The organism is Pantoea sp. X-Soil-TKNS-1279 (assembly GCF_059730565.1).
This window is the reverse complement of the sequence record NZ_AP035948.1, coordinates 3,552,671-3,577,491: the sequence shown is the minus strand read 5'-3', so window position 1 is coordinate 3,577,491 and position 24,821 is coordinate 3,552,671. Positions and strand designations below refer to the sequence as shown.

The 24,821-nt window shown below is 54.2% G+C and carries 25 protein-coding genes; 8 read left to right on the top strand and 17 right to left on the bottom strand.

Going from position 1 to position 24,821, the window contains the following annotated elements; all coding sequences use genetic code 11:
• Positions 1-64: 64 nt before the first annotated feature.
• The 6 genes from acuI to AC6I8N_RS16600 all read right to left on the bottom strand — a co-directional run bounded on the left by acuI (position 65) and on the right by AC6I8N_RS16600 (position 5,659).
• Positions 65-1,048 carry an acrylyl-CoA reductase (NADPH) gene (gene acuI / locus AC6I8N_RS16625; protein WP_021186174.1) on the bottom strand — a complete coding sequence of 328 codons (984 nt, stop codon included), beginning with the start codon at positions 1,046-1,048 and terminating at the stop codon, positions 65-67.
• 171 nt (positions 1,049-1,219) lie between these two features.
• On the bottom strand, positions 1,220-2,530 hold the full coding sequence (locus AC6I8N_RS16620) for an NAD(P)/FAD-dependent oxidoreductase (protein ID WP_497829495.1): 1,311 nt from the start codon (positions 2,528-2,530) through the stop codon (positions 1,220-1,222).
• A gap of 17 nt (positions 2,531-2,547) precedes the next feature.
• Positions 2,548-3,297, bottom strand: coding sequence for an amino acid ABC transporter ATP-binding protein (locus AC6I8N_RS16615; protein ID WP_208723647.1), 750 nt, complete (start codon positions 3,295-3,297; stop codon positions 2,548-2,550).
• Positions 3,294-4,103, bottom strand: coding sequence for an amino acid ABC transporter permease (locus AC6I8N_RS16610; protein WP_021186178.1), 810 nt, complete (start codon positions 4,101-4,103; stop codon positions 3,294-3,296). The genes AC6I8N_RS16615 and AC6I8N_RS16610 overlap by 4 nt, the downstream gene beginning before the upstream one ends.
• Positions 4,104-4,106: 3 nt before the next feature.
• The gene (locus tag AC6I8N_RS16605) at positions 4,107-4,817 is read right to left on the bottom strand and encodes an amino acid ABC transporter permease (RefSeq protein WP_021186179.1); all 711 of its coding nucleotides are present in this window, start codon (positions 4,815-4,817) and stop codon (positions 4,107-4,109) included.
• A gap of 17 nt (positions 4,818-4,834) precedes the next feature.
• The gene (locus AC6I8N_RS16600; RefSeq protein WP_021186180.1) at positions 4,835-5,659 is read right to left on the bottom strand and encodes a transporter substrate-binding domain-containing protein; all 825 of its coding nucleotides are present in this window, start codon (positions 5,657-5,659) and stop codon (positions 4,835-4,837) included.
• A gap of 191 nt (positions 5,660-5,850) precedes the next feature.
• Between AC6I8N_RS16600 and AC6I8N_RS16595 the strand changes: the two genes are divergently transcribed.
• The 4 genes from AC6I8N_RS16595 to AC6I8N_RS16580 all read left to right on the top strand — a co-directional run bounded on the left by AC6I8N_RS16595 (position 5,851) and on the right by AC6I8N_RS16580 (position 11,397).
• A complete protein-coding gene (locus AC6I8N_RS16595; RefSeq protein WP_497829494.1) occupies positions 5,851-6,651 on the top strand; it encodes an IclR family transcriptional regulator in 801 nt (266 codons plus the stop codon).
• Positions 6,652-6,694: 43 nt separating this feature from the next.
• Positions 6,695-7,399: an SDR family NAD(P)-dependent oxidoreductase gene (locus tag AC6I8N_RS16590; protein ID WP_021186182.1), complete on the top strand. Its 705-nt coding sequence runs from the start codon at positions 6,695-6,697 to the stop codon at positions 7,397-7,399.
• A 28-nt stretch (positions 7,400-7,427) separates the two neighbouring features.
• Positions 7,428-8,756 carry an NAD(P)/FAD-dependent oxidoreductase gene (locus AC6I8N_RS16585; RefSeq protein ID WP_497829493.1) on the top strand — a complete coding sequence of 443 codons (1,329 nt, stop codon included), beginning with the start codon at positions 7,428-7,430 and terminating at the stop codon, positions 8,754-8,756.
• A gap of 493 nt (positions 8,757-9,249) precedes the next feature.
• Positions 9,250-11,397 carry an ornithine decarboxylase gene (locus tag AC6I8N_RS16580; RefSeq protein ID WP_497829492.1) on the top strand — a complete coding sequence of 716 codons (2,148 nt, stop codon included), beginning with the start codon at positions 9,250-9,252 and terminating at the stop codon, positions 11,395-11,397.
• A 251-nt stretch (positions 11,398-11,648) separates the two neighbouring features.
• Here AC6I8N_RS16580 and mltC read toward each other — a convergent pair whose 3' ends face one another.
• From mltC to mutY, 3 genes are read right to left on the bottom strand one after another with little or no spacing between them, the layout of a single operon-like run.
• Positions 11,649-12,728 (bottom strand): membrane-bound lytic murein transglycosylase MltC, encoded by a 1,080-nt coding sequence (gene mltC / locus AC6I8N_RS16575; RefSeq protein ID WP_021186186.1) that lies wholly within the window; start codon positions 12,726-12,728, stop codon positions 11,649-11,651.
• A gap of 51 nt (positions 12,729-12,779) precedes the next feature.
• Positions 12,780-13,052: an oxidative damage protection protein gene (locus AC6I8N_RS16570; protein WP_013510385.1), complete on the bottom strand. Its 273-nt coding sequence runs from the start codon at positions 13,050-13,052 to the stop codon at positions 12,780-12,782.
• On the bottom strand, positions 13,052-14,137 hold the full coding sequence (gene mutY, locus AC6I8N_RS16565; RefSeq protein WP_415173756.1) for an A/G-specific adenine glycosylase: 1,086 nt from the start codon (positions 14,135-14,137) through the stop codon (positions 13,052-13,054). Before mutY ends, AC6I8N_RS16570 begins: the two co-directional genes overlap by 1 nt.
• Before the next feature lie 154 nt (positions 14,138-14,291).
• Between mutY and trmB the strand changes: the two genes are divergently transcribed.
• The 3 genes from trmB to AC6I8N_RS16550 all read left to right on the top strand — a co-directional run bounded on the left by trmB (position 14,292) and on the right by AC6I8N_RS16550 (position 16,167).
• Positions 14,292-15,011, top strand: coding sequence for a tRNA (guanosine(46)-N7)-methyltransferase TrmB (trmB, locus tag AC6I8N_RS16560; RefSeq protein ID WP_497829491.1), 720 nt, complete (start codon positions 14,292-14,294; stop codon positions 15,009-15,011).
• On the top strand, positions 15,012-15,338 hold the full coding sequence (locus AC6I8N_RS16555) for a YggL family protein (RefSeq protein WP_021186190.1): 327 nt from the start codon (positions 15,012-15,014) through the stop codon (positions 15,336-15,338).
• A 112-nt stretch (positions 15,339-15,450) separates the two neighbouring features.
• Positions 15,451-16,167 carry a YggN family protein gene (locus tag AC6I8N_RS16550; protein WP_208723654.1) on the top strand — a complete coding sequence of 239 codons (717 nt, stop codon included), beginning with the start codon at positions 15,451-15,453 and terminating at the stop codon, positions 16,165-16,167.
• 80 nt (positions 16,168-16,247) lie between these two features.
• Here AC6I8N_RS16550 and ulaA read toward each other — a convergent pair whose 3' ends face one another.
• The 4 genes from ulaA to tkt all read right to left on the bottom strand — a co-directional run bounded on the left by ulaA (position 16,248) and on the right by tkt (position 20,507).
• The gene (ulaA, locus tag AC6I8N_RS16545) at positions 16,248-17,624 is read right to left on the bottom strand and encodes a PTS ascorbate transporter subunit IIC (RefSeq protein WP_021186192.1); all 1,377 of its coding nucleotides are present in this window, start codon (positions 17,622-17,624) and stop codon (positions 16,248-16,250) included.
• A gap of 86 nt (positions 17,625-17,710) precedes the next feature.
• A complete protein-coding gene (locus AC6I8N_RS16540) occupies positions 17,711-17,983 on the bottom strand; it encodes a PTS sugar transporter subunit IIB (protein ID WP_021186193.1) in 273 nt (90 codons plus the stop codon).
• Positions 17,984-18,017: 34 nt separating this feature from the next.
• Positions 18,018-18,479 carry a PTS sugar transporter subunit IIA gene (locus tag AC6I8N_RS16535; RefSeq protein WP_497829490.1) on the bottom strand — a complete coding sequence of 154 codons (462 nt, stop codon included), beginning with the start codon at positions 18,477-18,479 and terminating at the stop codon, positions 18,018-18,020.
• A gap of 33 nt (positions 18,480-18,512) precedes the next feature.
• A complete protein-coding gene (tkt, locus tag AC6I8N_RS16530) occupies positions 18,513-20,507 on the bottom strand; it encodes a transketolase (RefSeq protein WP_497829489.1) in 1,995 nt (664 codons plus the stop codon).
• Positions 20,508-21,007: 500 nt separating this feature from the next.
• On the opposite strand from tkt, the gene AC6I8N_RS16525 reads away from it, so the two are divergent.
• On the top strand, positions 21,008-21,742 hold the full coding sequence (locus AC6I8N_RS16525) for a GntR family transcriptional regulator (RefSeq protein WP_021186196.1): 735 nt from the start codon (positions 21,008-21,010) through the stop codon (positions 21,740-21,742).
• Between the two features lie 51 nt (positions 21,743-21,793).
• Here the strand turns inward: AC6I8N_RS16525 and hemW are convergent, their stop codons facing one another.
• From hemW to AC6I8N_RS16505, 4 genes are read right to left on the bottom strand one after another with little or no spacing between them, the layout of a single operon-like run.
• A complete protein-coding gene (gene hemW, locus AC6I8N_RS16520) occupies positions 21,794-22,933 on the bottom strand; it encodes a radical SAM family heme chaperone HemW (protein ID WP_497829488.1) in 1,140 nt (379 codons plus the stop codon).
• On the bottom strand, positions 22,926-23,519 hold the full coding sequence (locus AC6I8N_RS16515; protein ID WP_021186198.1) for an XTP/dITP diphosphatase: 594 nt from the start codon (positions 23,517-23,519) through the stop codon (positions 22,926-22,928). Before AC6I8N_RS16515 ends, hemW begins: the two co-directional genes overlap by 8 nt.
• A 20-nt stretch (positions 23,520-23,539) precedes the next feature.
• Positions 23,540-24,094 (bottom strand): YggT family protein, encoded by a 555-nt coding sequence (locus tag AC6I8N_RS16510; RefSeq protein WP_021186199.1) that lies wholly within the window; start codon positions 24,092-24,094, stop codon positions 23,540-23,542.
• A gap of 12 nt (positions 24,095-24,106) precedes the next feature.
• On the bottom strand, positions 24,107-24,814 hold the full coding sequence (locus AC6I8N_RS16505; protein ID WP_415173732.1) for a YggS family pyridoxal phosphate-dependent enzyme: 708 nt from the start codon (positions 24,812-24,814) through the stop codon (positions 24,107-24,109).
• Positions 24,815-24,821: the final 7 nt, after the last annotated feature.

The following is a 24,821-nucleotide window of genomic DNA, read 5'->3' as shown; positions in this document are numbered from 1 at the left end:
TCGCGCCGCTACGATTGGGGGCAGTTAGTAGCGGCGCGATTCATCGCGCGGTTTTTATCAGAGCCTACCGACAATCGACGATCAGACGTCCACGCACTTCACCCGCCAGCAGCTGTTCTGCTCCTTCACGCGCCGCACTCAGCGGGATCACGCGGGTGAGTTTTTGTAGTTGCTCACCATCTACCAAATCTGCCAGACGTTGCCACGCCTGCTGACGCAGCGGCAGTGGGCACATTACGCTATCTACGCCCGCCAGAATCACGCCACGCAGAATAAAGGGAGCGACGCTGGTAGGCAGATCCAGACCTTGCGCCATACCGCAGGCAGCGACCACGCCATCACGTTTGATGCCCGCCAGCACGTTACTGAGCGTATGACTGCCGACGCTATCGATAGCGGCGGCCCAGCGCTCTTTCGCCAGCGGTTTGCCGGGTTGACTGAGTTCATTACGATCAATGACCGACGCTGCACCGAGGGTGGTGATCAAATAGTCGCTATCGCTGGCTCGACCGCTGGAGGCCACCACTTCATAACCGAGACGCGCCAGCAAGCTGACGGCAAAACTGCCAACGCCACCGCTGGCGCCAGTGACCAGAACCGGACCGTGCTGCGGGGTAATTCCTTGTTTTTCCAGCGCCATTACGCACAGCATCGCGGTAAACCCGGCGGTGCCGATTGCCATGGTTTGCAGCGGGCTGAGTGCGGTGGGGACTTTGACCAGCCAGTCACCGGAGACGCTGGCTTTCTGCGCCAGGCCACCCCAATATTTCTCGCCGACGCCCCAGCCGGTCAGCAGCGCGACATCATCCTGCTGCCATTGCGGGTGGCGACTGTTGATCACCCGACCAACAAAATCGATGCCTGGTACCATCGGGAACTGGCGTACGATTGGGCCTTTATTGCAGATAGCGAGGGCGTCTTTGTAGTTTAGGGTGGAGTAGCTAACTTCGAGGGTGACATCCTGATCCGGTAGTTGTTTTTCTTCCAGATCTTTCAGGGTAGTGCGGTATCCCTGTTCGTCATTATCAATGACCAGTGCCTTAAACATGCAGCCTCCGGCTGGTTGAGGAAAGTGGGGTCATGGTACTCCCACAACCTGAAGGCTGCCAGTGGGTTAGATCAAGACAAACTTATTCGTAGCGGCGCGATTTATCGCGCAGTTCCGTGCGTGGTGTCGGAAAAAACTGCACGATAAATCGCGTCACTACGGGGGGAGGCTTCAATCCCGCGCCTTATCCACCGCATCGCGGAAACGATACCAGCCGGTCACCAGCGGTAAAAACCACGGTTTGCCACCATACAGCGGGATCGGTTTAAAGGTGTTGCGCTCAAACGACAGCGGGCGCGGCTCGGTGCCGAGCAGCTTTTGGGCGGCACGATAACCGAGCCAGCTCATCAGTGCTACGCCGTTACCGTTACAGCCAACGGCAAAACGCGCATTATCCATTTCACCGGCATAAGCGGTTTTATCCCACGTCATCCCTACATATCCGCTCCAGGCATGACTGATGCGATACGGTGCCAGTTCCGGCCAGATTGCCAGCATACGTTGGCGAATACGGATCGCCGCGGTTTTATCGTCGCAATCCATAATGCCGGGACGCGATCCAAACAACAGACGCGTACCGTCCGGCGATGGGCGGGTGTAGATCAGATCGCGGCGACTGTCGGTGATCATGCGGCCGCCGGGGATCAACTTCGCCATCAACTCAGGTGGCAGTGGCTCGGTGGCGATCTGATAACTCTTCACCGGCACAATACGTTTTGCCAGATTCGGCGATGCCTGGGCGTCGGTGTAACCGTTGGTCAGAAAAATCACCTGACGTGCGCGCAGCGTGCCGCGCTCGGTGTAAATCACTTTGCTACCGCCCTCGGTTTCCACGCCAGTCACGCGGGCATGGGAAAACAGTTGCGCGCCCAGTTTACGCGCCAAATCGCGTAATGCCCGGTTGTATTTACCCGGATGTACGCCACCGTACTCGTCCACCAGAATGCCGCCGTGATAAAAATCGGAACCGATGATCGGTGCCTGAGTTGCGCGATCGATCTTATGCACCGTGACACCGGTAACGCGATGCAGGATATCTCCCATCTGATACAAACCAGCCAGCTGCTTTTGCGTGTGCGCGCCAAAATAGCGGCCACCGATAAACAGATCCGCGTCCAGTTGCTCCTCGCGCACCAGATCCTGAATAAAGGCAAAGGAGGCGATCGAGTCGGCGATCATGCGCTGGAACAGCTCCGGTGGGATGCCTTTGATTGCGCCACCTACCACCAGTTTCTGCCCGCTGCTGATCATCCCACCGGTACGAGTGCTGCCGCCGCTGCCCAGCTCGTTAGCCTCCAGTACCACGACTTTTTTGCCATGACGAGCCAGCTCGATCGCGGCATTCAGCCCGGCAAAACCGGAGCCAACGATCGCGATCTCGGTTTCCGCCGGGAGCGGATCGCAACAGGTTTCCGGCGGTGCGGCTTCCCACCAGTACGGGGTGGTTTTGAAATCTTCAGTAAAAATTGCCTGATCAGACATGATGTCTCTCAACTCCGTTACAACACCTGGCCGAGGAACTCGCGCGTGCGCGCATCCTGCGGATCGTCAAAGAGCTGCGCCGGGGGCGCCATCTCCACAATTTTGCCTTTGTCGGTGAAGCACACCCGGTGCGATACCTCGCGTGCAAAACGCATTTCATGTGTCACCAGCAGACAGGTCAGGCCGTCATCCACCAACTCACGAATGGTGTTCAACACCTCTTTCACCGTTTCCGGGTCCAGCGCGGCGGTGACTTCATCAAACAGGATGATCTCTGGCTGCATTGCCAGCGCGCGGGCAATGGCGACGCGCTGCTGCTGGCCGCCGGAGAGTTCGCCCGGATAGCGTCCCTCTTTTCCTTCCAGCCGCACTTTTTTCAGCAGGCGTAGCGCACGCTCGTGTACTGCTTCACGTTGATGTTTCAGTACCTGCATCGGTGCCATCATCACGTTGTCGAGCACGGTTCGATGCGGGAACAGGTTGTATTGCTGGAACACCATTGCCACCTGGTGGCGCAGCGGGCGCATCGCTTTTTCGCTCTCGATCTCATGTACGCGGTGCTCACCAACACGGATAAAGCCGTCGTCGATCGGCAGCAGGCCATTGATACAACGTAAAATGGTGGATTTCCCTGAGCCGGAAGGACCGATGATGCATACCGCTTCGCCTTTGGTGACTTCCAGCGAAATGCCTTTCAACACCTCGGTGTTGCCGAAAGATTTGTGAATATTGTCCAGTTCGATCAGGGACGGAGTGCGAGCGATCATATGGCATCCCCTTTGGTTTGGTTTTCCAGCCGACGTGCCAGTAGGGCAATCGGGTAGCAATAACAGAAGAACATCAGCAGCACGGTGACGTAGAAGTAGACCAGCGAGCCTTCACTTTCGGTTGCCAGCGTGGTGCGTAGCAACGTCACCACCTCCTGTACGCCGGTCACGGTCGCCAGCGCGGTGGAGATGGCCAGCAGCGCATACAGATTCATCCAGCCAGGAATGATGCGGCGCAGCGCCTGCGGCAGGATCACGATGCGATAGATTTGCCACTGACTGTAGCCAAGCGAACGTGCTGACTCCCACTGGCCGCTATGCACCGAATTTACCGCACCGCGAATCACCTCGGCGAAGTTGGCGGCAGTGGGCAGGCTCAGTCCAACAATCGCTTTAAACAGCGGCGACAGCGTAAACTGGAAGCCCAGCCATTCAACGCGGTATGGCAGCAGATACAACATCGAAAACAGCAGCACCAGCCACGGTGCGTTGCGCAGGAAGTTCATCACAGCGCGTGCCGGAATGCTTAACCAGCGGCGTTTTGCCAGCATCATCAAACCGAGAAACAGTCCGAGCACCGTGGCAATCGCCATGCTGGCAATGCCGATAAAGATGTTGAGGATAAAACCGCCGTTGAGCGGCCAACCGTGCATAGAACCGGTCAGCAGCAGCGGCAGTTTTTCCCACACCTGACGCCACTCACCGCCACGATCGGTCACCATGCTGAACAGCAGGATCAACAGACCAATAAACAGAAAGGCGTGACGCGTCTGCTTTTTACGTTTCAGGTACAGAACATCGCTCATGGATCAGGCTCCATAACCAGGATAGGCAAGGGCGCGCTGCACCCAGCCAATCAACCACACCACCAGGCTTACCAGTACCACGTAGATCACCAGGATCAGCAGCATCACTTCCAGCGTGCGGAAGGTGTCGTTGTAGATTTGCCCGGCGGCATACATCAGCTCCGGGACGGTGATCACCGATGCCTGCGAGGTGGTTTTGAACAGGTTGGTCAGCACGTTGGTGAGCGGTGGCAGGCAGATGCGGGAGGCAATCGGTACCTGCACATGACGGAACAATCCCCAGCGCGTGTAACCCAGCGAGCGCGCCGCTTCCAGCGTGGCCTTCGGCACGGCATCGAAGCCGGACCGAAAGGCTTCGATGCACAACGCGCCACCGAACAGGCTGAGCGACACGGTGGCTGACATAAAGGCGCTAATCAGCGGCACCTGTAAGCCGGTCACCGGGTCTTCCGTGGTGAAACCAATCTGCGTTAGCGTGAAATAGAAGAACAACATTTGCAGCAGTGGCGGCGTGTTGCGAAACAGCTCGACGAACAGCTCGATACTGGCATCCAGCCATGCGAGACGGAACGTCAGGCAGAAGGCACCCAACAGGCCGATAACAATGGCGAACGCTGATGAGAGCGCCGCCAGTTCCAGCGTTTGCAGCACGCCCTGAAGCAGCCATTGCTGATACGTGGGATCGAGCAGCCAGGAGAAATCGAGTCCGAACATATTTCGCTCCTGACGGCTTATTTGGCCGCAGCGCGCGCCGCTTCCGCACGTTTGGCGATATACGGCGACGGTGGCATATCAAACTCTTTTTCCCAGCCAATCAGCTTGTCTTCGCCTTCTGCTTTAACGATCGCTTTATCGACGGCGGCGCGGAAGGCATCGTCTCCTTTACGCAGGCCACCGGCCATCGGCAGGTATTCATAGGGTTTCACCGCGATTTTGTAGTCGCTCCAGCCCGGCTCTTTCAGCTTGTTTTGCAGCGACATGTCATCAAACACCATCGCCACACAGCGATTGTCCTGCAACGCGCGATAGGCTTCCGGCAGCGCGGTGAAGTTCACCAGTTGCAGGCCATATTTTTCTGTCACGGTTTTATTGAAGTAAGACCCCTGGATACCACAGATTTTCTGGCCTTTTAATTGCTCCCACTGGGTAAATTTCACCTCTTTGCGCGCCAGGATCGACGGGCCAGCGGCGGAGACGTACTCATCGGTAAAATCGATCTGTTTGGCACGATCCGGCGTGACGCCGAGGGTTGCCATGATGATGTCGATCTGCCCGGAGTTGAGGAATTGCATACGGTTGGAGGCGTTTACCGGCACCAGCTTAATTTTGTCTGGTGAGCCGAGCAGTTCGTTGGCGATATAGCGCGCCAGGCTGATCTCGAAACCGACGGTGTTGCCGTTGTTGTCCATGTAGCCGTAAGGCGGGTAGTCATTCTTCACCCCGACCGTTAACACGCCGCGGGCCTTGATGTCGGACAGGGTGTCCGCGTGGGTGATTACCGGGGCAGCCAACAGCAACATCGAGGCAGCCAGAATACGCATGCGATGGTTTTTCATAGATATTTCCTCTGTCGGGGTGAATCTGCAGGTGTTGTAAATTTTGTTCTGTGAGCGACTTTTTTTGTTGAAACGCGTTGCTCACTTGTCAACCGAATATGAAATCTGCTAGAAAATTAGTCAACAAAAAACCATATATTGAAATCTTATGATTTAAAGTTTCACAATGTGGAACTTTAGCGGTGAGGCCGATGAGCGAAAATTCGGGGAAAAATGGGGTACAACTGCTGGATCGTGCGGTGATGTTGCTCGATCTGGTCGCCGATGCGGGCAGTGAAGGGGCGACGTTAAAAACGCTGTGCGAGCTTTCGGGTCTGAATAAAGTCACCTGCCACCGCATTCTCAATTCGTTGGTGGAACATCAGTTGTTGCAGAAGGTGCAGAGTGACAAATGTTATCGGCTGGGCACCAAGTTGCTGGTGTTCGGTGCCAAAGCGGCGCGCGGGCCTGGCCTGCGTCGCCAGTTCCAGCCTGCGCTGGAGCGGTTACGGCAGCAGACCGGTGAGACGGCGATGCTGATGGCGCGCGATCGTGATGATTCGGTGTGCATTGACCGTTACGACAGCGAATACCAGATGCAGACGCTGACCGGTTCGGTGGGCGGAGCGGTGCCATTGGGCCTTGGGCCTGGCAGTCTGGCGATCCTGGCGTTTCTGGAGGAGGAGCAGCAGCAGGCGATTCTGGCGCGTAACCGGGCACGGCTTGATAGCTGGCCGCAACTTACGGTGCAAACCTTGCAGCACAAGCTGGAACAGACGCGGCAGCAGGGTTTCGCTATTGATCCGGGGGAGTTAATTCCGGGGATCGCCGGGATCGCCGTGCCGATCATGGTGTCCGGCGCTGGCGTGGTGGGATCGTTGGGGTTGACCTTCCTCTCACCACGTCTGAACCCTGAGGTGCAGCAGCGTTATGTGGCGTTGTTGAAAGAGGAAGTGGCGGCGATTGCGCCACTGATCAGCCCGCTGGATACGCGGTTGCGGGCATCGTTGTAAACACGCGCGATTTATCGCGCAAAAAAATTTACCGGGGAGAACCATGAGCAAATCAACACGTAAAGTCGCGTTAATCAGTGGTGCCAGTCGCGGTATCGGGGCGGCGATTGCCGCCAATCTGCTGGCAAACGGTTGGGCGGTGAGCCTGGGCTGCCGGTCACCAGAGGATGTGCTGGTTAGCGATAGCGAAAATCAGTTGGTATGTCGTTTTGATGCGTTTGATGCCGCCACGGAACAGGCGTGGGTCGATGCCACCCTCGCGAAGTTCGGTCGCATTGATGCGGTGGTACATAACGCCGGCATGATGCTGCCGCTGTCGATCCTGGAAGCCACTGACGACGAGTTCGATCGTACCTTTGACGTTAACGTCAAATCACCGATGCGGTTGAGCCGTCTGACATGGCCCCATTTGCAGGCCAGCGGTGCCGGGCGCATCGTAATGCTGGTGTCGCTTTCCGGAAAACGCGTCAAAGCCGAACGCTCCAGCCTGTATGCCATGAGCAAGTATGCCGCGCTGGCGCTGGCCCACGGGTTGCGCAAAATCGGTGATGCCGATGGCATTCGCTGTACCGCCATCTGCCCCGGCTTTGTCGCCACTGATATGGGGACGGCATTGACCGAGGTGCCCGCAGAAAAAATGACGCAGCCGGAAGATCTGGCGCACCTGATTCGTACGGTTCTGGAATTACCCACCACCACCAGCATCGCCGAAATTCCGGTGAACTGGACGGTGGAAGATAACTATTGATGCCCTTTTACCTGACGAGGAAATAATCATGGGTCCCAGCGTTGATGCAGTTCCCTCTTCGGAAACCTTTCCGACGAGCGCCGATGTGGTGGTGATTGGTGGCGGGATTATCGGCGTGGCGACCGCGTTGTCGCTGGTGCAGCGCGGTGTCAGAACCGTGCTGTTGGAGAAGGGCACGGTGGCGGCAGAGCAGTCGAGCCGTAACTGGGGCTGGTGTCGTCGTACCGGGCGTGACCTGCGCGAGCTGCCGCTGATCAACCTCAGCATGCAGTTGTGGGAGGGGATGAATGTGCGTGTAAACCGCGAAACCGGTTTTCGTCGCAATGGCATCGTTTATGCCTCACGCACCGAACAGCAGCGTGAGCGCCATCAGCGCTGGGTCAATGAAGCGCAACACTACGGCATTCACAGCGAGATGCTGACGTCGCAACAGCTGAGTCAGCATCTGCCGCAGCTACAGGGCAGCTATCCCGGTGGGTTATATACCGCGCTGGACGGGCGCGCCGAACCGCAGAAAGCGGCTCCGGCGATGGTTGCTGCCGCGATGGAGCAGGGACTGAATCTGCAACAGCATTGCGCGGTTCGCACCATTGAACGTACCAATGGGCGTGTGAGCGAAGTGGTCACCGAGCACGGCGCCATTCGTTGTCAGCAAGTGGTGGTGGCGGGGGGAGCCTGGTCACGCCTGTTGTTGCAAGGGCTGGGCGTGACGTTGCCGCAATTGAAGGTGTTGTCGACGGTGCTACGAACCCGTCCGGTGGATTTCGATCCTGGTGCCTGCGCCAGCTTCGGTAGTGTTGCGCTGCGTAAACGGCTGGATGGTGGCCTGACGGTCGCCAGTTCGGCCACCAATACCGCCGATATCACGCTGGATTCGTTACGTTTTAGCCCACGCTTTATGCCTGCCTTTTGGCTGGAACGTAAATCGTTGCAGTTGCGTCTCGGTAAGCGTTTTGTCGATGAAGCGCTGCGCTGGAAGCCCGGCCAGGCAGATAAACGATCGATCTATGAAGTGCTGCGCGTGCTCGATCCGGTGATTAATCCGTTGATCGTACAGCGCATGCGTCAAAACCTGGCAGAGTTGCTGCCACCGCTACGCGATCTGCCGGTGGCGCAGAGCTGGGGCGGGTTAATTGATACCATGCCGGATGCCATTCCGGTGATCTCCGGGATTGATCAGGTAGCCGGGTTGTATCTGGCGACCGGTTTTTCTGGTCACGGATTCGGTATCGCGCCCGGAGCCGGTCAGCTGATGGCGGATCTGGTGCTGAACAGCACGCCGTCGGTGGATGCCCAGCCGTTCCGCTTTAGCCGGTTTAGCGATGGTGAAAAGATTCGCGCGCAGCATTGGTTGTAATGCTTTGTTATCAATATCCGCGCCTTGCATAAATTTGCATAAGGTGCGGATAATTAAGCACTTTTAATTTTATCGCTTAATAAAAAACATTTTTTATCAATAAGTTATCGCTATGCGGAAATTGCGGGTAGCGGGTTGTTCCGGCAAAAAAAAGATGACATTATTGCGCCCCTGATAGTTATCAACCCCCTTAATCACTGAGGACGCCGCCATGGTCGGTACAATGCGCATCTGCACTTGTTCCCGTTCGCTTCGCTGCAAGCGTTCCTCCGTCATCTGTTGTTCGCATTTCTCGCTCACCATGCGGTGAGGCCAGCCACGCGCTCACTGTTGGACATGAGTAAAGACAGACATTTTCTGACTTTACTGATGTCTATCGGTTGCGGCTGTGATCTCTTTTTGCACCGATCCGTCTGACGTTATTCGCCGGGGAATCTTCCTCATTGCTGTGCCACTGGCACCCACTCATCCTTGACCTCTGGGGATTTGTGTTATGACACCACTGAAAATTGCTGCCAGCGCTGCTGTAGCGCCAAACCTGAGCCTGAACACCATGCGCGACGTGGTGACACTGGACAATACTGACTTTACCGATGTGGCGGCTGTTGTCGTCTCTTTGGCAGATACGCGGAGTGGCGTGTTGGCGCTGTTGCGCCATACCGGCTTCAATCTGCCGGTGTTCGTTGCCAATGCCTTTGACGAAGAGGTGCTGCAACTGCCGGGCGTCGTTGCCGAGATCAACGGTGCACCGGAAGAGTGGGACGCGTTGGAAGAAGCGGCGCAAGCTTATGAAGCGGAACTGCTGCCACCGTTCTTTGACACCCTGACACGCTATGTTGATATGCAAAACAGCACCTTTGCCTGTCCGGGGCATCAGGGCGGAGCCTTCTTCAAAAAGCATCCGGCTGGTCGTCAATTCTATGAATTCTATGGCGAAAACGTCTTCCGTTCCGATATGTGCAACGCGGATGTCAAACTGGGCGATTTGCTGATCCACGAAGGCTCAGCCAAAGACGCACAGAAATATGCGGCCAAAGTCTTCAACGCCGATAAAACCTATTTCGTGTTGAACGGCACTTCCAGCGCCAACAAAGTGGTGACTAACGCACTGCTGACGCGTGGCGATCTGGTGCTGTTTGACCGTAACAACCATAAATCCAACCATCATGGCGCGTTGATTCAGGCCGGTGCCACGCCGGTATATCTTGAAGCGGCGCGCAACCCGTTTGGCTTTATTGGCGGTATTGATGCGCACTGCTTTGACGAAGCTTATCTGCGCGAGCAGGTAAAGAAAGTCGCGCCGAAGCGTGCCAAAGAGCAACGTCCGTTCCGTCTGGCGATTATCCAGCTCGGCACCTACGACGGCACGGTGTACAACGCACGCCAGGTGGTGGACCGCATTGGCCATCTGTGTGATTACATCCTGTTTGATTCGGCCTGGCTGGGTTACGAGCAATTTATCCCGCTGATGGAAGGCTGCTCACCATTGACGCTGGAGCTGAACGAGAACGATCCGGGAATTTTCGTCACCCAGTCGGTGCATAAGCAACTGGCCGGTTTCTCGCAAACCTCGCAAATTCACAAGAAAGATAACCATCTGCGTGGGCAGAAACGTTTTTGTCCCCACAAGCGCCTGAACAATGCCTTTATGCTGCACGCCTCAACCAGCCCGTTCTACCCGTTGTTCGCCGCGCTGGATATCAACGCGCGTATGCATCAGGGCGAGGCGGGTCGTAGCATGTGGCACGAGTGCGTCACGCTGGGCATTGATGCACGTAAAGCGATTCTGGAACGCTGTGAGATGATCCTGCCATTTCTGCCGGAGCAGGTGCACGGTAAACCGTGGCAGGCAGCGGAAACGGAGGCTATCGCCGCCGATCCGGCTTACTTCAGCTTTGAACCAGGCGCGAAATGGCACGGATTTTCCGGATATGCCAGCGAGCAATATCTGGTGGACCCCTGCAAACTGTTGCTGACCACGCCGGGCATTGATGCCGCCAGCGGGGAATACACCGAGTTTGGCATTCCGGCCACCATTCTGGCGAACTACCTGCGTGAAAATGGCATCGTGCCGGAAAAATGCGACCTCAACTCGATTCTTTTCCTGCTGACGCCAGCGGAAAGCGCCGAGAAGATGGCGCATCTGGTCGCGATGCTGGAGCAGTTTGAGCAGCACGTTAAAGAGGATGCGCTGCTGGCGGAGGTACTCCCGAGCGTGTATCGCAAAAATATGGTGCGTTATCAGGGCTATACCCTGCGCCGTCTGTGCCAGGAAATGCATGATTTGTATGTCAGCTATGGCGTGAAAGATCTGCAAAAAGCCATGTTCCGCGAAGCCTGCTTCCCGCCGGTTAAGGTGAACCCGCAGGATGCGCATCAGGCATATATTCGCGGCGACGTTGAGTTAGTGCCGATTGCCAAAGCGGAAGGACGTATCGCCGCTGAGGGTGCGTTGCCTTACCCTCCGGGCGTGCTGTGCGTGGTGCCGGGCGAGGTATGGGGTGGGGCGGTGCAGCGCTATTTCCTCGCACTGGAAGAAGGTATTAACCTGCTGCCGGGATTCTCGCCGGAGTTGCAGGGGGTTTACACCGAAGAGGATGACAGCGGGCGTAAGCATTTAGTGGCGAATATGATGGTTTGATTGTGCTTGCTGTTGCCCTCATCCCGGCCTTCTCCCGCAAGCGGGAGAAGGAGATGTGCAATATGCTGAATCTTCGCCCTCTGCCGTAAGCGGGAGAAGTCTGCCCGATCTACCCCCTCTCCCGTCGTGCGGGAGAAGTCTGCTCGATCTGCTCCCTCTCCCGTCTTGCGGGAGAAGTCTGCTCGATCTGCTCCCTCTCCCGTCTTGCGGGAGAGGGTTGGGGTGAGGGCAAAGAGGGCAACAAACCACAGTCAGTAACGGTGATAACTGCGCTGGGCGCTGTTCACCTTGTACAGATAACGACGTGATTCCGCTGATGGATGGTTGGTGGTGAGCGTCTGATATACCTGCCCCGGCGACATACCATTAATCATCGCAAACGCGCGATCTTTATCGCTGGAGAACACCCGCAACACGCTGCCCGCGCCGCCATTATAAGCGGTAATCACTGCATAACGGCGTGATACCGGGTCCTGGATTCCACCCAGATAGGTGTTCTGCAACAACGACAGATAGGCCGTACCGGCATCAATGTTGTTCTCCGGATCAAGCAGATAACTACGGCTGGGTTTACCCCATTTGCCCTTCATGCGGAACACATCAACCCCGGCGGTATGTTGCACTACCTGCATCAGTCCCAGTGCATCAGAATTACTCACCGCATAGGGGTTGAAGCTCGATTCGGTCTGCATAATTGCCAGAATCAATGACGCATCCACGCCATACTCTTCTGCGGCTTTGCGTACCATTGGCAGGTATTTGTGCGCACGCTTGTCGAGATGGTTCGGCACCATCGGGATGGTCACCGACCAGATAACATGCAAGCCAGAGGTGCGTTTTTGCAGTTTGTTCTGAATCAGGTAGTCAGCAAAGTTACCAGCACGGCCCTGCCAGCGAATGGCCTGGCCGGTGTTGTCCAGCACCTGGCCGTACAGCATCGGCTCTTTACTGATCTGAATATCGTTGGCGTCTGAATAGAGATCCACATTACCCGGTTCATCACCCATCAACAGCGTGGTGATGATCGCCTGACGCAGGCTCGCCATCGGATCGGTGCCGGAAATGGTTTCAATGGTAATGCTACCGCTATCAAAGTTGATATGGCTGCGGGTGTAATAGTTGTCGCTATATTTGACGTAATCTTTGGGGCCTGCGATCAGAACCTCATTGATTCCCCAAATATTTTCAATGTTATGGGCGAACTGACCCATCAGAATGTCGAAACCGTTGGTGTCCTTAACCCACTCTTCGTGATATTGCCCTTGTTTGTGTCCGGAGCAGGAAACCAAAAGCGGTGCGATTGCCAGCAGGGCGATCAATTTTTTATTCATTGTTAATGCAAGCCTGACCTGAAAAGGGCCTCAAGGTGAGGCCCAGAAAGTTTATTTTTCCGGCGGTGTGTAACCTTCAATGTGCACATCTTTGCCTTCAAACAGGAAATTCACCATCTCCTGTTCCAGCACTTTGCGATCGCCTGGGTTCATCATGTTGAGTTTTTTCTCGTTGATCAGCATGGTCTGCTTGGTCATCCATTGCTGCCAGGCCTCTTTGGAGATTTCGTTGTAGATGCGCTTACCCAACTCGCCAGGATAGAGCTGAAAGTCCTGACCTTCAGCGTCGCGTTGCAGATAAGTACAAAAAATAGTGCGGCTCATTACTCTTCCTCTTCGGTCACTCGCGTATGCAGTGCCAGTTGCTGGGGATGTCGCAGTTCATGCAACAGGCGCTCGACCGGCGCAGCCAGACCCACTGACGGTGGTTGCGCTAAGTTATACCAGAGACCGCCTGCTTCATCCATCAGCGACCCGGACGAAGGCCATGCCAGCCACATAGGCACAATATCCAGATGGAAATGGCTGAAAGTATGGCGAAATGCAGTGAGCTGCTGCGGTCTGGCGTGAATACCACGTTCTGCCAGCCAGTCGGTCATCGCCTGTTCGGTGGTGAATTGCGGGAAGCAGAACAGGCCGCCCCACAGGCCCACGGGTGGGCGTTGTTCCAGCCAGACATCATCACCGTGTTGCATCATCAGAAACCAGCCACTGCGTTCGGGCAGCGTCTGCTTAGGTTTTTTGCCGGGATAGTTGGCCCAACTGGCATTGGCATATGCAACACAGCCGCTGCTAAGGGGGCAAATCTCACACTTCGGACGTGAGCGGGTACACACTAACGCGCCGAGATCCATCATCGCCTGATTAAACTGGCTGACGCCCTGTGCTGGCGTCACTTCTTCGCTCAGTTGCCATAGCCGCTTCTCGACCTCTTTTTTCCCCGGCCAGCCTGCTACGGCGTAGCAGCGCGCCAGCACACGTTTAACGTTGCCATCGAGGATGGGGAAGTGCAGTCCCAGCGACAGCGACAATATCGCCCCCGCCGTTGAGCGGCCAACACCCGGTAACGCGGCCACGTCATCAAAGTTACGCGGGAACTCGCCAGCGTGTTTATCCACCACCTGTTTTGCCGCTTTGTGCAGGTTACGCGCACGGGCGTAATAGCCCAGACCGGTCCACAGATGCAGCACCTCATCCAGTGGCGCAGCCGCCAGATCGGCAACCGTGGGGAAGCGCGCCATAAAGCGTTCAAAATAGGGAATGACGGTGGCAACCTGGGTCTGCTGCAACATCACTTCGGAGAGCCATACTTTGTAGGGCGTTTTCTCCTGCTGCCAGGGCAGGGTTTTGCGACCAAAGCGCTGATACCAGTCCAGCACCTGTTGCGCGAACTGCGGCGCTTGCATCATAAGAAGGAAATTTTCCGTGGTTACTCTACACTCAGGCAGGAATTCCAGCATAGAGACATCAGGGTGTAAACCGGAAGTTTGCAAAGGCTTGCTTCTGCTATTGAACTTTGCATAATGCGCGTTTCCCTGAACACGCTAATCAACAGGCTTTGACATGATTAATGACGTCATCACCCCAGAATTTGATGAGAACGGGCGGCCATTGCGCCGTATCCGCAGTTTTGTGCGCCGCCAGGGGCGCTTAACCAAAGGGCAGCAGCTGGCACTCGATCAATACTGGCCGGAGATGGGCGTCGAGTATCAGCCGGAACCGCTGGATTTGACCGCGTTGTTCGGCCGCGATGCGCCGCTGGTGCTGGAAATTGGTTTTGGTATGGGAGCCTCGTTAGTGACGATGGCGAAAAATAACCCGCATCAGAACTTCCTCGGCATTGAAGTTCATGCGCCAGGTGTTGGTGCGTGTCTGGGTTCAGCAAAAGAAGCGGGGGTGGAAAACCTGCGCGTGATGTGTCACGACGCCGTTGAAGTGCTGGAGAAGATGATTCCAGATAACTCGTTGCGCATGGTGCAGTTGTTCTTCCCGGACCCCTGGCATAAAGCGCGCCACAACAAACGTCGTATCGTTCAGGTACCGTTTGCTGAGCTGGTCATGCGTAAGCTGAAGTTGGGCGGTGTCTTCCATATGGCGACCGACTGGGAAGCCTACGCCCAGCACATGCTGGAAGTAATGAGCAGCATTCAGGATTATCAAAACCTGTCTGCAAGTCATGATTACGTGCCGCGTCCGGAGACGCGTCCGTTAACCAAATTTGAGCAACGCGGGCAGCGACTGGGCCACGGCGTTTGGGATCTGATGTTTGAGAGGGTGAAATAAATGGCCACACAGCGCAGCCGTCGTTTACGTAAAAAATTGCATATTGATGAGTTTCAGGAACTGGGTTTCTCCGTTGCCTGGCGTTTTGCCGAAGGTACCAGCGAGGAGCAAATTGACAGCACGTTGGATGCTTTCATCAATGAAGTGATTGATCCAAATGGTCTGGCTTACGATGGTAGCGGTTACCTGGTCTGGGAAGGGTTGGTGTGCCTGCAACAAACTGGCAAGTGCACCGATGAGCATCGTGAACTGGTTCGCAAATGGTTACAGGATCGTGGCCTGACAGACGTGCAGGTGACTGAACTCTTTGATGTGTGGTGGGACTAAGAATCCTGTAGACGGTACTTATTGGTACACCCCGTAGCGGCGCGATTTTCGCGCAGTTCCATGCGCGATAAATCGCGCCGCTACGGTTCCGCAAATGGACGCAGGAGATTTCATGGTTCGTAAAGCGCTTCTCGCCGCGTTATTGCTGGCGGCGACACAGGCTCAGGCTGCTTATGAATGCAGCGTTAAGCCACAAGATGATGTGATTATTAAGCCGCAGAGCGTGCAGGTGGTGGGAGAGAACGGCAACCTCGAAATCTCGCCGCAGGGTGACGTGCAGTTCAATGGTCAGAAAGTTAGCGTTGATAACGCGACGCGCCAGAAAGCGATCAACTATCAAAATGCGTTGCGCCGTGACTTGCCCTGGATTGATCAAGGTGCCAGCACGCGACTTGAGCGTAGCCGCGTTGCGTTGGATCAGGTGATTGTCGAGAAGCTGGGGCCAAACAGCAACGTGCGTAATCGTCTTACTAAGCTGGATGGTCAGCTGAAGCAGCAGATGAACCGCATTATCGAACATCGCAATGATGGTCTGACTTTCCATCATCAGGCCATTGATCAGGTGCGTGCCGACGGTGAAAAGCTGGTGCAAAGCACTATGGGCGGCATCTTACAGGACAGCCTGAACGAGATGGGTAGCCAGCAGACAGGTGGCGGCAATAACCCATTGCAGGCACTGATGGGCAATCTTGGTGGTTTACAACAGTCGATTCAAACCGAGTGGAACAAGCAGGAGCAGGATTTCCAGAATTTTGGCCATGAAGTATGTAATCGTGTGACGGATCTGGAAGGGCAGCGTAAAGGCCTGGTACAAGGTTTTAAAGGTTAATTTCGTAGCGGCGCGATTTATCGCACGGTTTTTTCCGACACTGCGCGATAAATCGCGCCGCTACTTTTCAGTGATAAGTTTTATTCGCCTTTCACTTCTTTTGCCACGGCCTTATTGCTGGTGGCAAAGTTATAAATAACCAGCAGAGCGAAAATCCCGGTAATCACCATAGTGATGGTGCCCTTGTCCATATATCGGGCCATATTGCCGAGGATGATCCCGGTGACACCAAAGTCGGTATCCGAGAAGGTGGTGTTGGTTAATCCCAACGCGCCCAGTACTGGTAACAGCGCTACCGGCAGGAAGGTAATTAATACACCATGTGCGAACGCACCGAGCATTGCACCACGTTTACCTCCGGTCGCATTACCGAATACCCCGGCGGTGGCACCGCAGAAGAAGTGAGGCACTACGCCTGGCAGAATTAATACCCATTTCAGCTGGCCGAGGATAAATAATCCAACCAGACCCCCAACGAAGCTGGAAATAAAGCCAACCAGTACCGCATTCGGCGCGTAAGGGAATACAATCGGACAGTCGAGTGCCGGGCGTGCATTTGGCACCAGCTTCTCAGAGAAACCGGTAAACGCCGGGACGATTTCTGCCAGAATTAAACGAACGCCTTGCAGAATAATAAATACGCCAGCCGCGAAGGTGATTGCCTGCACGAATGAGTAGACCAGATAGTTCTGACCATGACTGAAATGGCTTTCCACATACTCTTTGCCCGCAGAAACGGACAGAATAAAATAGATAATCATCATCGTCAGGGAAATAGAGATGGTGCTGTCACGCAAAAAACTCAGGTTTTTTGGCATGTTCATCTCTTCGGTAGATTTTGAACCTTTACCGACTAATGAACCAATCCAGCCTGACAACACGTAACCCACCGTGCCGGTATGGGCTAACGCGACCTGGTCATGGCCGATGATTTTACGCATATGCGGCTGAGCCAGCGCCGGGAAAAATGCCATCAACATGCCGAGTGCCAGTGAACCGGTGTAAATAAGCTGGACACCTTCGAAGCCAGCCACCGACAGAATAATTGCCACCATACAGGCCATGTAAAATGTCACATGACCGGAAAGGTAGATATATTTCAGGCGGGTAAAGCGGGCAACCACAATATTCGCCACCATACCAAACGCCATAATCAGCGTGGTGGGTGCGCCGTATTTTTCCAGTGCAATGGAAACCATCGCTTCGTTGTTAGGGATAATTCCCTGTACATCAAATGCCTGCTTAAAGATATCACCGAGTGGCGTCAGTGAACCAACCAATACGGAGGCACCACCTGCCAGTACTAAGAAACCCAGAATCGTTTTTACCGTGCCTTTAATCACATCCGGGAACGGTTTTCTTTGCGCGACCAGACCAAATAAAGCCACCAACCCTACGAGGATTGAAGGCACTTTCAGCACGTCGACAACTACCAATAAAAGGTTTTGGATAAACATATTAACCTCAGCGGTAAGCGTTCTATTTTTTCAGGTTGCATATACCCTGGTTGCAACCTGAATTATTAAGGGTAGAGAAGGTTGAGTCAGGCTTTATTAAAATATTCGCGGATCTTTAGCTCAAGCTCTTTGATGTCAATGATGTTATTGATGATGATGACTTTATCCTCAGGCAGGTTCGCACTGTAGGCAATGTCTTTACCCATCACAAAAACATCAGCAACATCCGGGGTAACTGAACCCAGATCGGAATGTTCGACATCCGCTGTGATTTCGATGGCTTTAAGAACTTTTTTAATGTTCATTTCCATCATAAAACTGCTTCCCAGGCCTGAGCCACAAACCGCCATAATTTTCATATAACACCTCTTGATTCGTATTCTGAATGGTTTCTTAATTAACAGCCTTGTCTGCCAGTAAAATGGCGCTCAATTCTTCTTTACTACCTGCGTTGAATAATCGCCCCATCGTCTCGTCATCGGAAAGGACTTCAGCCAGTTGCGAAATCATTTCAATATGGCTGTTACTGTCCGGTGCTGAGAACATAAAAATAGCATCAACCGGATCATTTTCATCCGCATCGAATTTAACGGCATGGCCCAGTTTGACAATCGATAACCCCAGTTTTAGCGCTCCCTGTTCAGGGCGCGCGTGGGGCATAGCGATACGTGGTGCGATAACAAAGTAGGGACCAATGTCCTCTTTTTGCTGAATGATGACATCAATATATTGCTGAGAAATGGCGCCTTCATTCAGCAGTGGGCGTCCTGCAACCTGAATTGCCTCTTTCCAGTCGGAGACATTTTCCAGGTATTGGATCTTTTCCTCATTCAGCCACTTTGACAGATTCGACATAGTTATATCCTGAATTAAAGTCGTATTCGGTGTTTACTTCAGCAGGCTACGGGCGGTCTCAAGGACATTCTCCACCGTAAAGCCAAAATGTTTGAACAGGACGTTGGCCGGTGCTGACTCACCAAATGATTTCATACCAATCACTTTCCCATCCAGACCGGTATACCGCTGCCAGAATCCTTCGATGCTGGCTTCCACCGCCAGACGTTGGCGCACGTCTTTCGGTAGTACCGATTCTTTATATTGTTCGTCCTGTTGATCGAAACGCTCGGTACAGGGCAGGGAAACCACTCGCACTTTGCGGCCTTCTTCGCGCAGCACTTTGGCGGCGGCAACCACCAACTCGATTTCTGAACCGGATGAGATCAGCAACAACTCGGGCTTGCCTTCACAATCGATAAGGACATAACCACCACGGGAAATATCCGCCACCTGGGCCGCCGAACGCGGTTGCTGCTCAAGCGGTTGTCGGGTAAGGATCAGCGCGGTTGGTCCGTTTTGGCGTTCAATCGCCTGACGCCATGCCACCGCGACCTCAACCTGGTCGCAGCCACGCCAGGTTTCCATATTGGGTGTCAGTCGCAGCGAAGCTAATTGTTCCACCGGTTGGTGGGTTGGGCCATCTTCGCCCAAACCGATGGTGTCGTGGCTATAGACGAAGACCGAACGGATTTTCATCAGTGCCGCCATACGCACCGCATTGCGTGCATACTCCATAAACATCAGGAAAGTGCCGCCGTAGGGGATAAAACCACCATGCAGCGCCAGGCCATTCATGATGGCTGACATACCGAATTCACGCACACCGTATGAGATGTAATTTCCCGCCGGGTTTTCAGCGCTGAAATCGACAGAGGTTTGCTGTCGGGTCAGGTTTGAGGGTGACAAATCCGCTGATCCACCCAGCAGTTCCGGCAGTAAATCGGCAAAATGGTTCAGGCACTTTTGGCTGACCTGACGGGTGGCAAGATTAGCTGGCGTTGCCTGCAATCCGGCGATGTAGCTGTCCATGTCCTGTGCCCAGTTGGCAGGCAGCTCACCCTGCATACGGCGGCTAAATTCCGCCGCCAGCTCCGGCCAGCGCTGTTGATAAGCGGCAAACAGGTGGTCCCACTCTTGCTGGTTTTTTCCACCCTGCTCGGTTGCATCCCAGGCCTGGTAGATGGCGGCGGGAATTTCAAAGGGCGCATGCGGCCAGTTCAGAGCTTCACGCACCAACGCGACTTCTGTGCTGCCAAGGGCTGAGCCGTGGCAATCGTGGCTGTTGGCTTTATTCGGTGAACCAAAACCAATGATGGTTTTGCAACATAGCAGGCTGGGTTTGTCGGTGACGGCTTTGGCTTCACGCACCGCAGCATCCACTGCCGCTGCATCATGTCCGTCGACACCTTCAATCACATGCCAGCCATAAGCGCGGAAGCGGGCGGCGGTATCTTCTGAGAACCAGCCTTCCACATGCCCATCAATCGAGATGCCGTTGTCGTCCCAGACGGCAATCAGTTTGCCGAGCTGCAAAGTGCCTGCCAGGCCACATGCCTCATGGGAGATCCCTTCCATCAGGCAGCCATCGCCTAAAAACAGCCAAGTGTAATGATCGACCAGCGCGAAATCCGGTTTATTGAACTGTGCCGCCAGCCCTTTTTCGGCAATCGCCATCCCGACGGCATTTGCAACGCCCTGACCAAGTGGGCCGGTGGTGGTTTCTACACCGGGTGTATAACCGTATTCGGGGTGTCCTGGCGTGCGGGAATGCAACTGGCGAAACTGACGGATGTCTTCAATGGTCACATCATAGCCAGTCAGATGCAGCAAGGAATAAAGCAGCATGGAGCCATGTCCGTTGGACTGAACGTAGCGATCACGGTTGAACCACTGTGGGTTTTTGGGGTTGTGGCGTAAGTGATGACGCCATACCACTTCGGCAATATCCGCCATTCCCATTGGCGCGCCAGGATGCCCTGAATTGGCTTGCTGGATCGCATCAATGCTCAGAAATCGAATCGCGTTTGCTAACTCTCTATTTACCATGAACTGATCTCGCTTTAGCGCTGTTTTATGCAGAAATCCTGACTGTCATCGCTGGGTCGGTGGTAAAAGATGTCCAGTCACTTCCCGGTGGCTGCCCCTGGTGTGGCGCCCTGTCGTGATGTGTGAAGAGGTTCCCACCGTCAACCTGCTTTCGGCTGGGAAGTCACAGCATCTAAATAAATAATGATAAATATCATTATGTTGATTTGATTTGTTATGCAGGCATCCTGATTTTTATTTTATATCAATCGGGTTTTATGGTTGCCTGATTAAGTCTATACATGTTTAATGTGTCTAGTCATCTTGATGATGCACCTGGACGTGTACAGATACAATATGTAAAATTCAAATCTGGCTGGACACCCTGAGCGGGAGTGCAAATTCGTTAACTGGATCACATCCTCATACGGTCAGGCTGGTGCGAAGAAAATAAACTCAGGCATACATGTGCACTGATGGCTCGCGGTTGTCGGGTCTTACACTTATCGGGAACAACGTTGATGGTCGATGGCATTACTGAGAAGCAGAAAGAGGTTGTCGATTACATCCTCCGCAAAATCAAAGAGGATGGGCTTTTGCCTGGCGATAAGCTCGACACCGAAATCGCGATAGCCAAGAACATCGGCATCACTCGTGCGACGGTGCGCGAAGCAACCAGAATTTTGATTGAACAGCAGCGAATTTACCGGGTGAAAGGCTCAGGTCTGTTTGTTGGCTCGATTGGCAAAAGTAACCATTCTGGCCGTTTTCATGCGCTGTCACCTTTTGATTATCAGGCACAGAAAAAAGGTTTTAAGGGCGTCAGAAAAGTTATCACCGTCAGCATCATGAAAGTGCCAACGCCAGATATGGCACAGTCGTTACGCATTAAGAACAGCGACCAGGTGTATAAAATCGTCCGTTTAATGTGCTTTGATGATATTCCGGTGGCGCTGGAACATATTCATTTGCCGGTCACCATGTTTAGCAGCATGGAATTCAGCAAGCTGGAGATCTCCAAATACTCGTATATTGAACAGCTCACCGGGAAGAAAGTGCAGCGCAGGGATCAGAACCTGAGCGCTATCAACTTAACCGATGCTGATCAGCTTAATCTGCTGAATTTGAAAGAGAACGATGCCGTGCTGGAGATCAGTGAAACCGTCTATCTGGATGATGGTACGCCGTGCGAAGTGAATATCGCGCTGATTAACACCAACCTGCTTCAGCTACGACAAAATACCGAGAGAGGCTGATTTATCGCGCGTTTTTAAACACGCGCGATAAATCGCGCCGCTAAGTCGGGGCTACTCTTCAGCTAAGAACAACTCCAGCAGTGAGTTCAGGAACAATTTACCTTTCTCCGTAATCTGCCAATGTTGCTCCGTTTCCAGCACATATCCTGCTGCGATCGCTGCATCGATCTGTGGACGAATCACTGCCTCATCCAACCCGGTGTAGCGGCGGAAATCGGCGCGCGGTGCCGCTTCCAGCAGACGGAAACGGTTCATAAAGAACTCAAACGGTTTGTCGGCATCTGCGACATCATGCTGTTTATCGAGGTAATTACCCTTCATAAAACCACGCGGATGACGGGTTTTTACGGTACGGACAATGCGGCCATCCGGCTGTGTCAGTTTGCCATGCGCACCACAACCAATACCGAGGTAATCACCGAAGCGCCAGTAGTTGAGGTTATGCTCACAGCGATAGCCGGGCTTCGCATAGGCCGAAGTTTCATATTGCTGATAACCCGCGGCGGTCAGCAACTGATGGCCTTGTTCGAAGATATCCCACAGCGCGTCATCATCCGGCAGCACTGGCGGGCGTGAGCCAAACAACGTATTTGGCTCAATGGTCAGCTGATACCACGACAGATGAGGTGGATTTAAGGCAATCGCCTGACGCAGATCGTCGAGCGCTTCTTCCAACGACTGGTCTGGCAGACCGTGCATCAAATCGAGGTTGAAGCTGCGTAACCCAAGACCGGCGGCAAGATGTGCCGCGCGTTTTGCTTCTTCCGGACCGTGAATACGTCCGAGACGCTCCAGTTTTTGCGGACTGAAACTCTGCACACCAATTGAAATTCGGTTAATCCCGGCTTGCTGATAACCGCTGAAGCGGTCAGCTTCTACCGTACCAGGGTTGGCTTCCATGGTGATTTCGGCATCGGCCGCCAGCGGTAGCCGCGCACGTACGCCATCCATCAACATTTGCATCGCGTTGCTGCTTAACAGACTCGGCGTACCACCACCAATAAAGATGGTACGGACTTCGCGCCCGCTGGTCAGCGGTAAATCCTGCTCAAGATCGTTCAGCAGGTGCTGCACATACTCGATGTGCGGCACCTCGCCTTTCAATGCGTGGGAGTTGAAATCACAGTAGGGACATTTTTGTACACACCACGGAATGTGGATGTACAGGCTTAACGGTGGTAAATCAGGCATTGCGCATCGCATCCAGTAACAGCGTCAATGCTTTGCCACGGTGAGAAACAGCGCGCTTTTCATCTTTACTCAGCTCAGCCGCCGTTTTGCCTAATTCAGGTACATAGAAAATCGGGTCATAGCCAAAACCGCCTGCACCCGCGGCAGCACGCGTGATTTCACCGGCCCAGCTACCGTGGAATACCAGAGGCGTAGGGTCGGCCGCGTGACGCACGTAAACCAGCACGCAGTGGAACTGCGCCTGACGTTCGCCGTCTGGCACATTTTCCAGCGTAATCAGCAATTTGTCGAGGTTCTGCTGATCGCTGGCATCGAGACCGGCATAGCGGGCAGAGTAGATACCCGGCGCACCGCCGAGGGCGTCGACCGCCAAACCGGAGTCGTCGGCAATCGCAGGCAGGCCGGTGATTTGCGCGGCATGGCGGGCTTTGAGAATGGCGTTTTCAATAAAAGTCAGACCAGTTTCATCCGCTGACTCTACGCCTAACTCGGTTTGCGCCACGATATCCAGACCAAAGGCCGCCAGCAGGTCGGCCAGTTCACGAACTTTGCCCGGATTACCGGTGGCGAGAACAACTTTTTGCATAACAGTTCCAGATTAACGAATTACAGCAAATACCAAAGACCCGGGAACAGGTCCATGCCGAGGAAATTCAGCGCATACAGCACCAGAATGACAATCATGGCAGAAAAATCGATACCACCCATAGCTGGCAAAATGCGACGAATCGGTGCCATCAGCGGTTCAGTCAGTTGGATCAACACATAATCAATGGGACCGCGACCCTGGCTGATCCAGCTCATCAGTGAACGAATGATAATTACCCAGAACACCAGATAACCGGCTGACTTCAGCAGTGATAACAGGCCTACCAACAGGTTGGTTGGATCTACCGAGAACACGCCTACCTGAATCAACAGCAGAATCGGGTATTTCAGGGTGGTCAGCACAAACGCCAGCAGTAACGAGGCGGTATCAATCGGCCCCAATGCCGGTAATACGCGGCGCAGTGGTTTGATAATTGGCTGGGTAATCTTCACGACAAACTGCGACAGCGGGTTGTAGAAGTCACAGCGTGACCACTGCATCCAGATGCGCAGCAGCAAGACCATCACGTACAGGTCGATCAGCGTTTTGACTAAAAACGTCATTGTTAACATGAGGTTCCTCAATTATTGTTGTGAAGTGCGCGCATAATCTCGCGCGCCAAATACGGCGGTGCCGATACGCACCATAGTACTGCCAGCGGCGATGGCCGCTTCCATGTCGTCGCTCATTCCCAGAGAAAGCGTATCGACGTCAGGGTAATTCTGTTGCAGGGCACGAAACGCGGCAGCCATTTGCTGGCAGACCGCCAACTGGCGATCATAATCCTGTTCCGGTGCCGGAATCGCCATCAGGCCGCGCAAACGTAGCTGCGGCAAGGCAGAAATCTCCTGTGCCAACGTTGGCAGTGCCTCCAGCATGATGCCAGATTTGCTGTTCTCGTCACTGATATTTACCTGAATTAACACATTAAGTGGCGGCAGGTGCGCCGGGCGCTGGTCATTAAGACGTTGCGCAATGCGCTGACGATCCACGGTATGGCACCAGTCAAAATGCTCCGCCACCTGGCGACTTTTATTCGATTGCAATGGGCCAATGAAGTGCCATTGCAGTTCAGGATGTGCGGCCAGTGTGGTGACTTTTTCAACCCCTTCCTGCACGTAATTTTCGCCAAACGCCCGCTGTCCGGCAGCAATGGCTTCTTCGACCGCACTCACAGGTTTGGTTTTACTCACTGCAAGCAGCGTAATTTCTTCTGGAGCGCGTCCGCAACGCGCGGCAGCAGCGGCGATACGCTCGCGTACTTGCTGTAAGTTGTGCTCAATGGAAGTCATAGTCAGG

Coding starts and splice junctions, on each gene's coding strand:
- AC6I8N_RS16555 (WP_021186190.1), top strand. CDS start 15,012: ATGGCCACACAGCGCAGCCGTCGTTTACGTAAAAAATTGCATATTGAT.
- AC6I8N_RS16535 (WP_497829490.1), bottom strand. CDS start 18,479: ATGTCGAATCTGTCAAAGTGGCTGAATGAGGAAAAGATCCAATACCTG.
- mutY (WP_415173756.1), bottom strand. CDS start 14,137: ATGATGCAAGCGCCGCAGTTCGCGCAACAGGTGCTGGACTGGTATCAG.
- AC6I8N_RS16595 (WP_497829494.1), top strand. CDS start 5,851: ATGAGCGAAAATTCGGGGAAAAATGGGGTACAACTGCTGGATCGTGCG.
- AC6I8N_RS16585 (WP_497829493.1), top strand. CDS start 7,428: ATGGGTCCCAGCGTTGATGCAGTTCCCTCTTCGGAAACCTTTCCGACG.
- AC6I8N_RS16590 (WP_021186182.1), top strand. CDS start 6,695: ATGAGCAAATCAACACGTAAAGTCGCGTTAATCAGTGGTGCCAGTCGC.
- AC6I8N_RS16550 (WP_208723654.1), top strand. CDS start 15,451: ATGGTTCGTAAAGCGCTTCTCGCCGCGTTATTGCTGGCGGCGACACAG.
- AC6I8N_RS16570 (WP_013510385.1), bottom strand. CDS start 13,052: ATGAGCCGCACTATTTTTTGTACTTATCTGCAACGCGACGCTGAAGGT.
- mltC (WP_021186186.1), bottom strand. CDS start 12,728: ATGAATAAAAAATTGATCGCCCTGCTGGCAATCGCACCGCTTTTGGTT.
- AC6I8N_RS16505 (WP_415173732.1), bottom strand. CDS start 24,814: ATGACTTCCATTGAGCACAACTTACAGCAAGTACGCGAGCGTATCGCC.
- AC6I8N_RS16510 (WP_021186199.1), bottom strand. CDS start 24,094: ATGTTAACAATGACGTTTTTAGTCAAAACGCTGATCGACCTGTACGTG.
- AC6I8N_RS16620 (WP_497829495.1), bottom strand. CDS start 2,530: ATGTCTGATCAGGCAATTTTTACTGAAGATTTCAAAACCACCCCGTAC.
- AC6I8N_RS16525 (WP_021186196.1), top strand. CDS start 21,008: ATGGTCGATGGCATTACTGAGAAGCAGAAAGAGGTTGTCGATTACATC.
- AC6I8N_RS16605 (WP_021186179.1), bottom strand. CDS start 4,817: ATGTTCGGACTCGATTTCTCCTGGCTGCTCGATCCCACGTATCAGCAA.
- AC6I8N_RS16610 (WP_021186178.1), bottom strand. CDS start 4,103: ATGAGCGATGTTCTGTACCTGAAACGTAAAAAGCAGACGCGTCACGCC.
- trmB (WP_497829491.1), top strand. CDS start 14,292: ATGATTAATGACGTCATCACCCCAGAATTTGATGAGAACGGGCGGCCA.
- tkt (WP_497829489.1), bottom strand. CDS start 20,507: ATGGTAAATAGAGAGTTAGCAAACGCGATTCGATTTCTGAGCATTGAT.
- ulaA (WP_021186192.1), bottom strand. CDS start 17,624: ATGTTTATCCAAAACCTTTTATTGGTAGTTGTCGACGTGCTGAAAGTG.
- AC6I8N_RS16600 (WP_021186180.1), bottom strand. CDS start 5,659: ATGAAAAACCATCGCATGCGTATTCTGGCTGCCTCGATGTTGCTGTTG.
- acuI (WP_021186174.1), bottom strand. CDS start 1,048: ATGTTTAAGGCACTGGTCATTGATAATGACGAACAGGGATACCGCACT.
- AC6I8N_RS16540 (WP_021186193.1), bottom strand. CDS start 17,983: ATGAAAATTATGGCGGTTTGTGGCTCAGGCCTGGGAAGCAGTTTTATG.
- AC6I8N_RS16615 (WP_208723647.1), bottom strand. CDS start 3,297: ATGATCGCTCGCACTCCGTCCCTGATCGAACTGGACAATATTCACAAA.
- hemW (WP_497829488.1), bottom strand. CDS start 22,933: ATGCCTGATTTACCACCGTTAAGCCTGTACATCCACATTCCGTGGTGT.
- AC6I8N_RS16515 (WP_021186198.1), bottom strand. CDS start 23,519: ATGCAAAAAGTTGTTCTCGCCACCGGTAATCCGGGCAAAGTTCGTGAA.
- AC6I8N_RS16580 (WP_497829492.1), top strand. CDS start 9,250: ATGACACCACTGAAAATTGCTGCCAGCGCTGCTGTAGCGCCAAACCTG.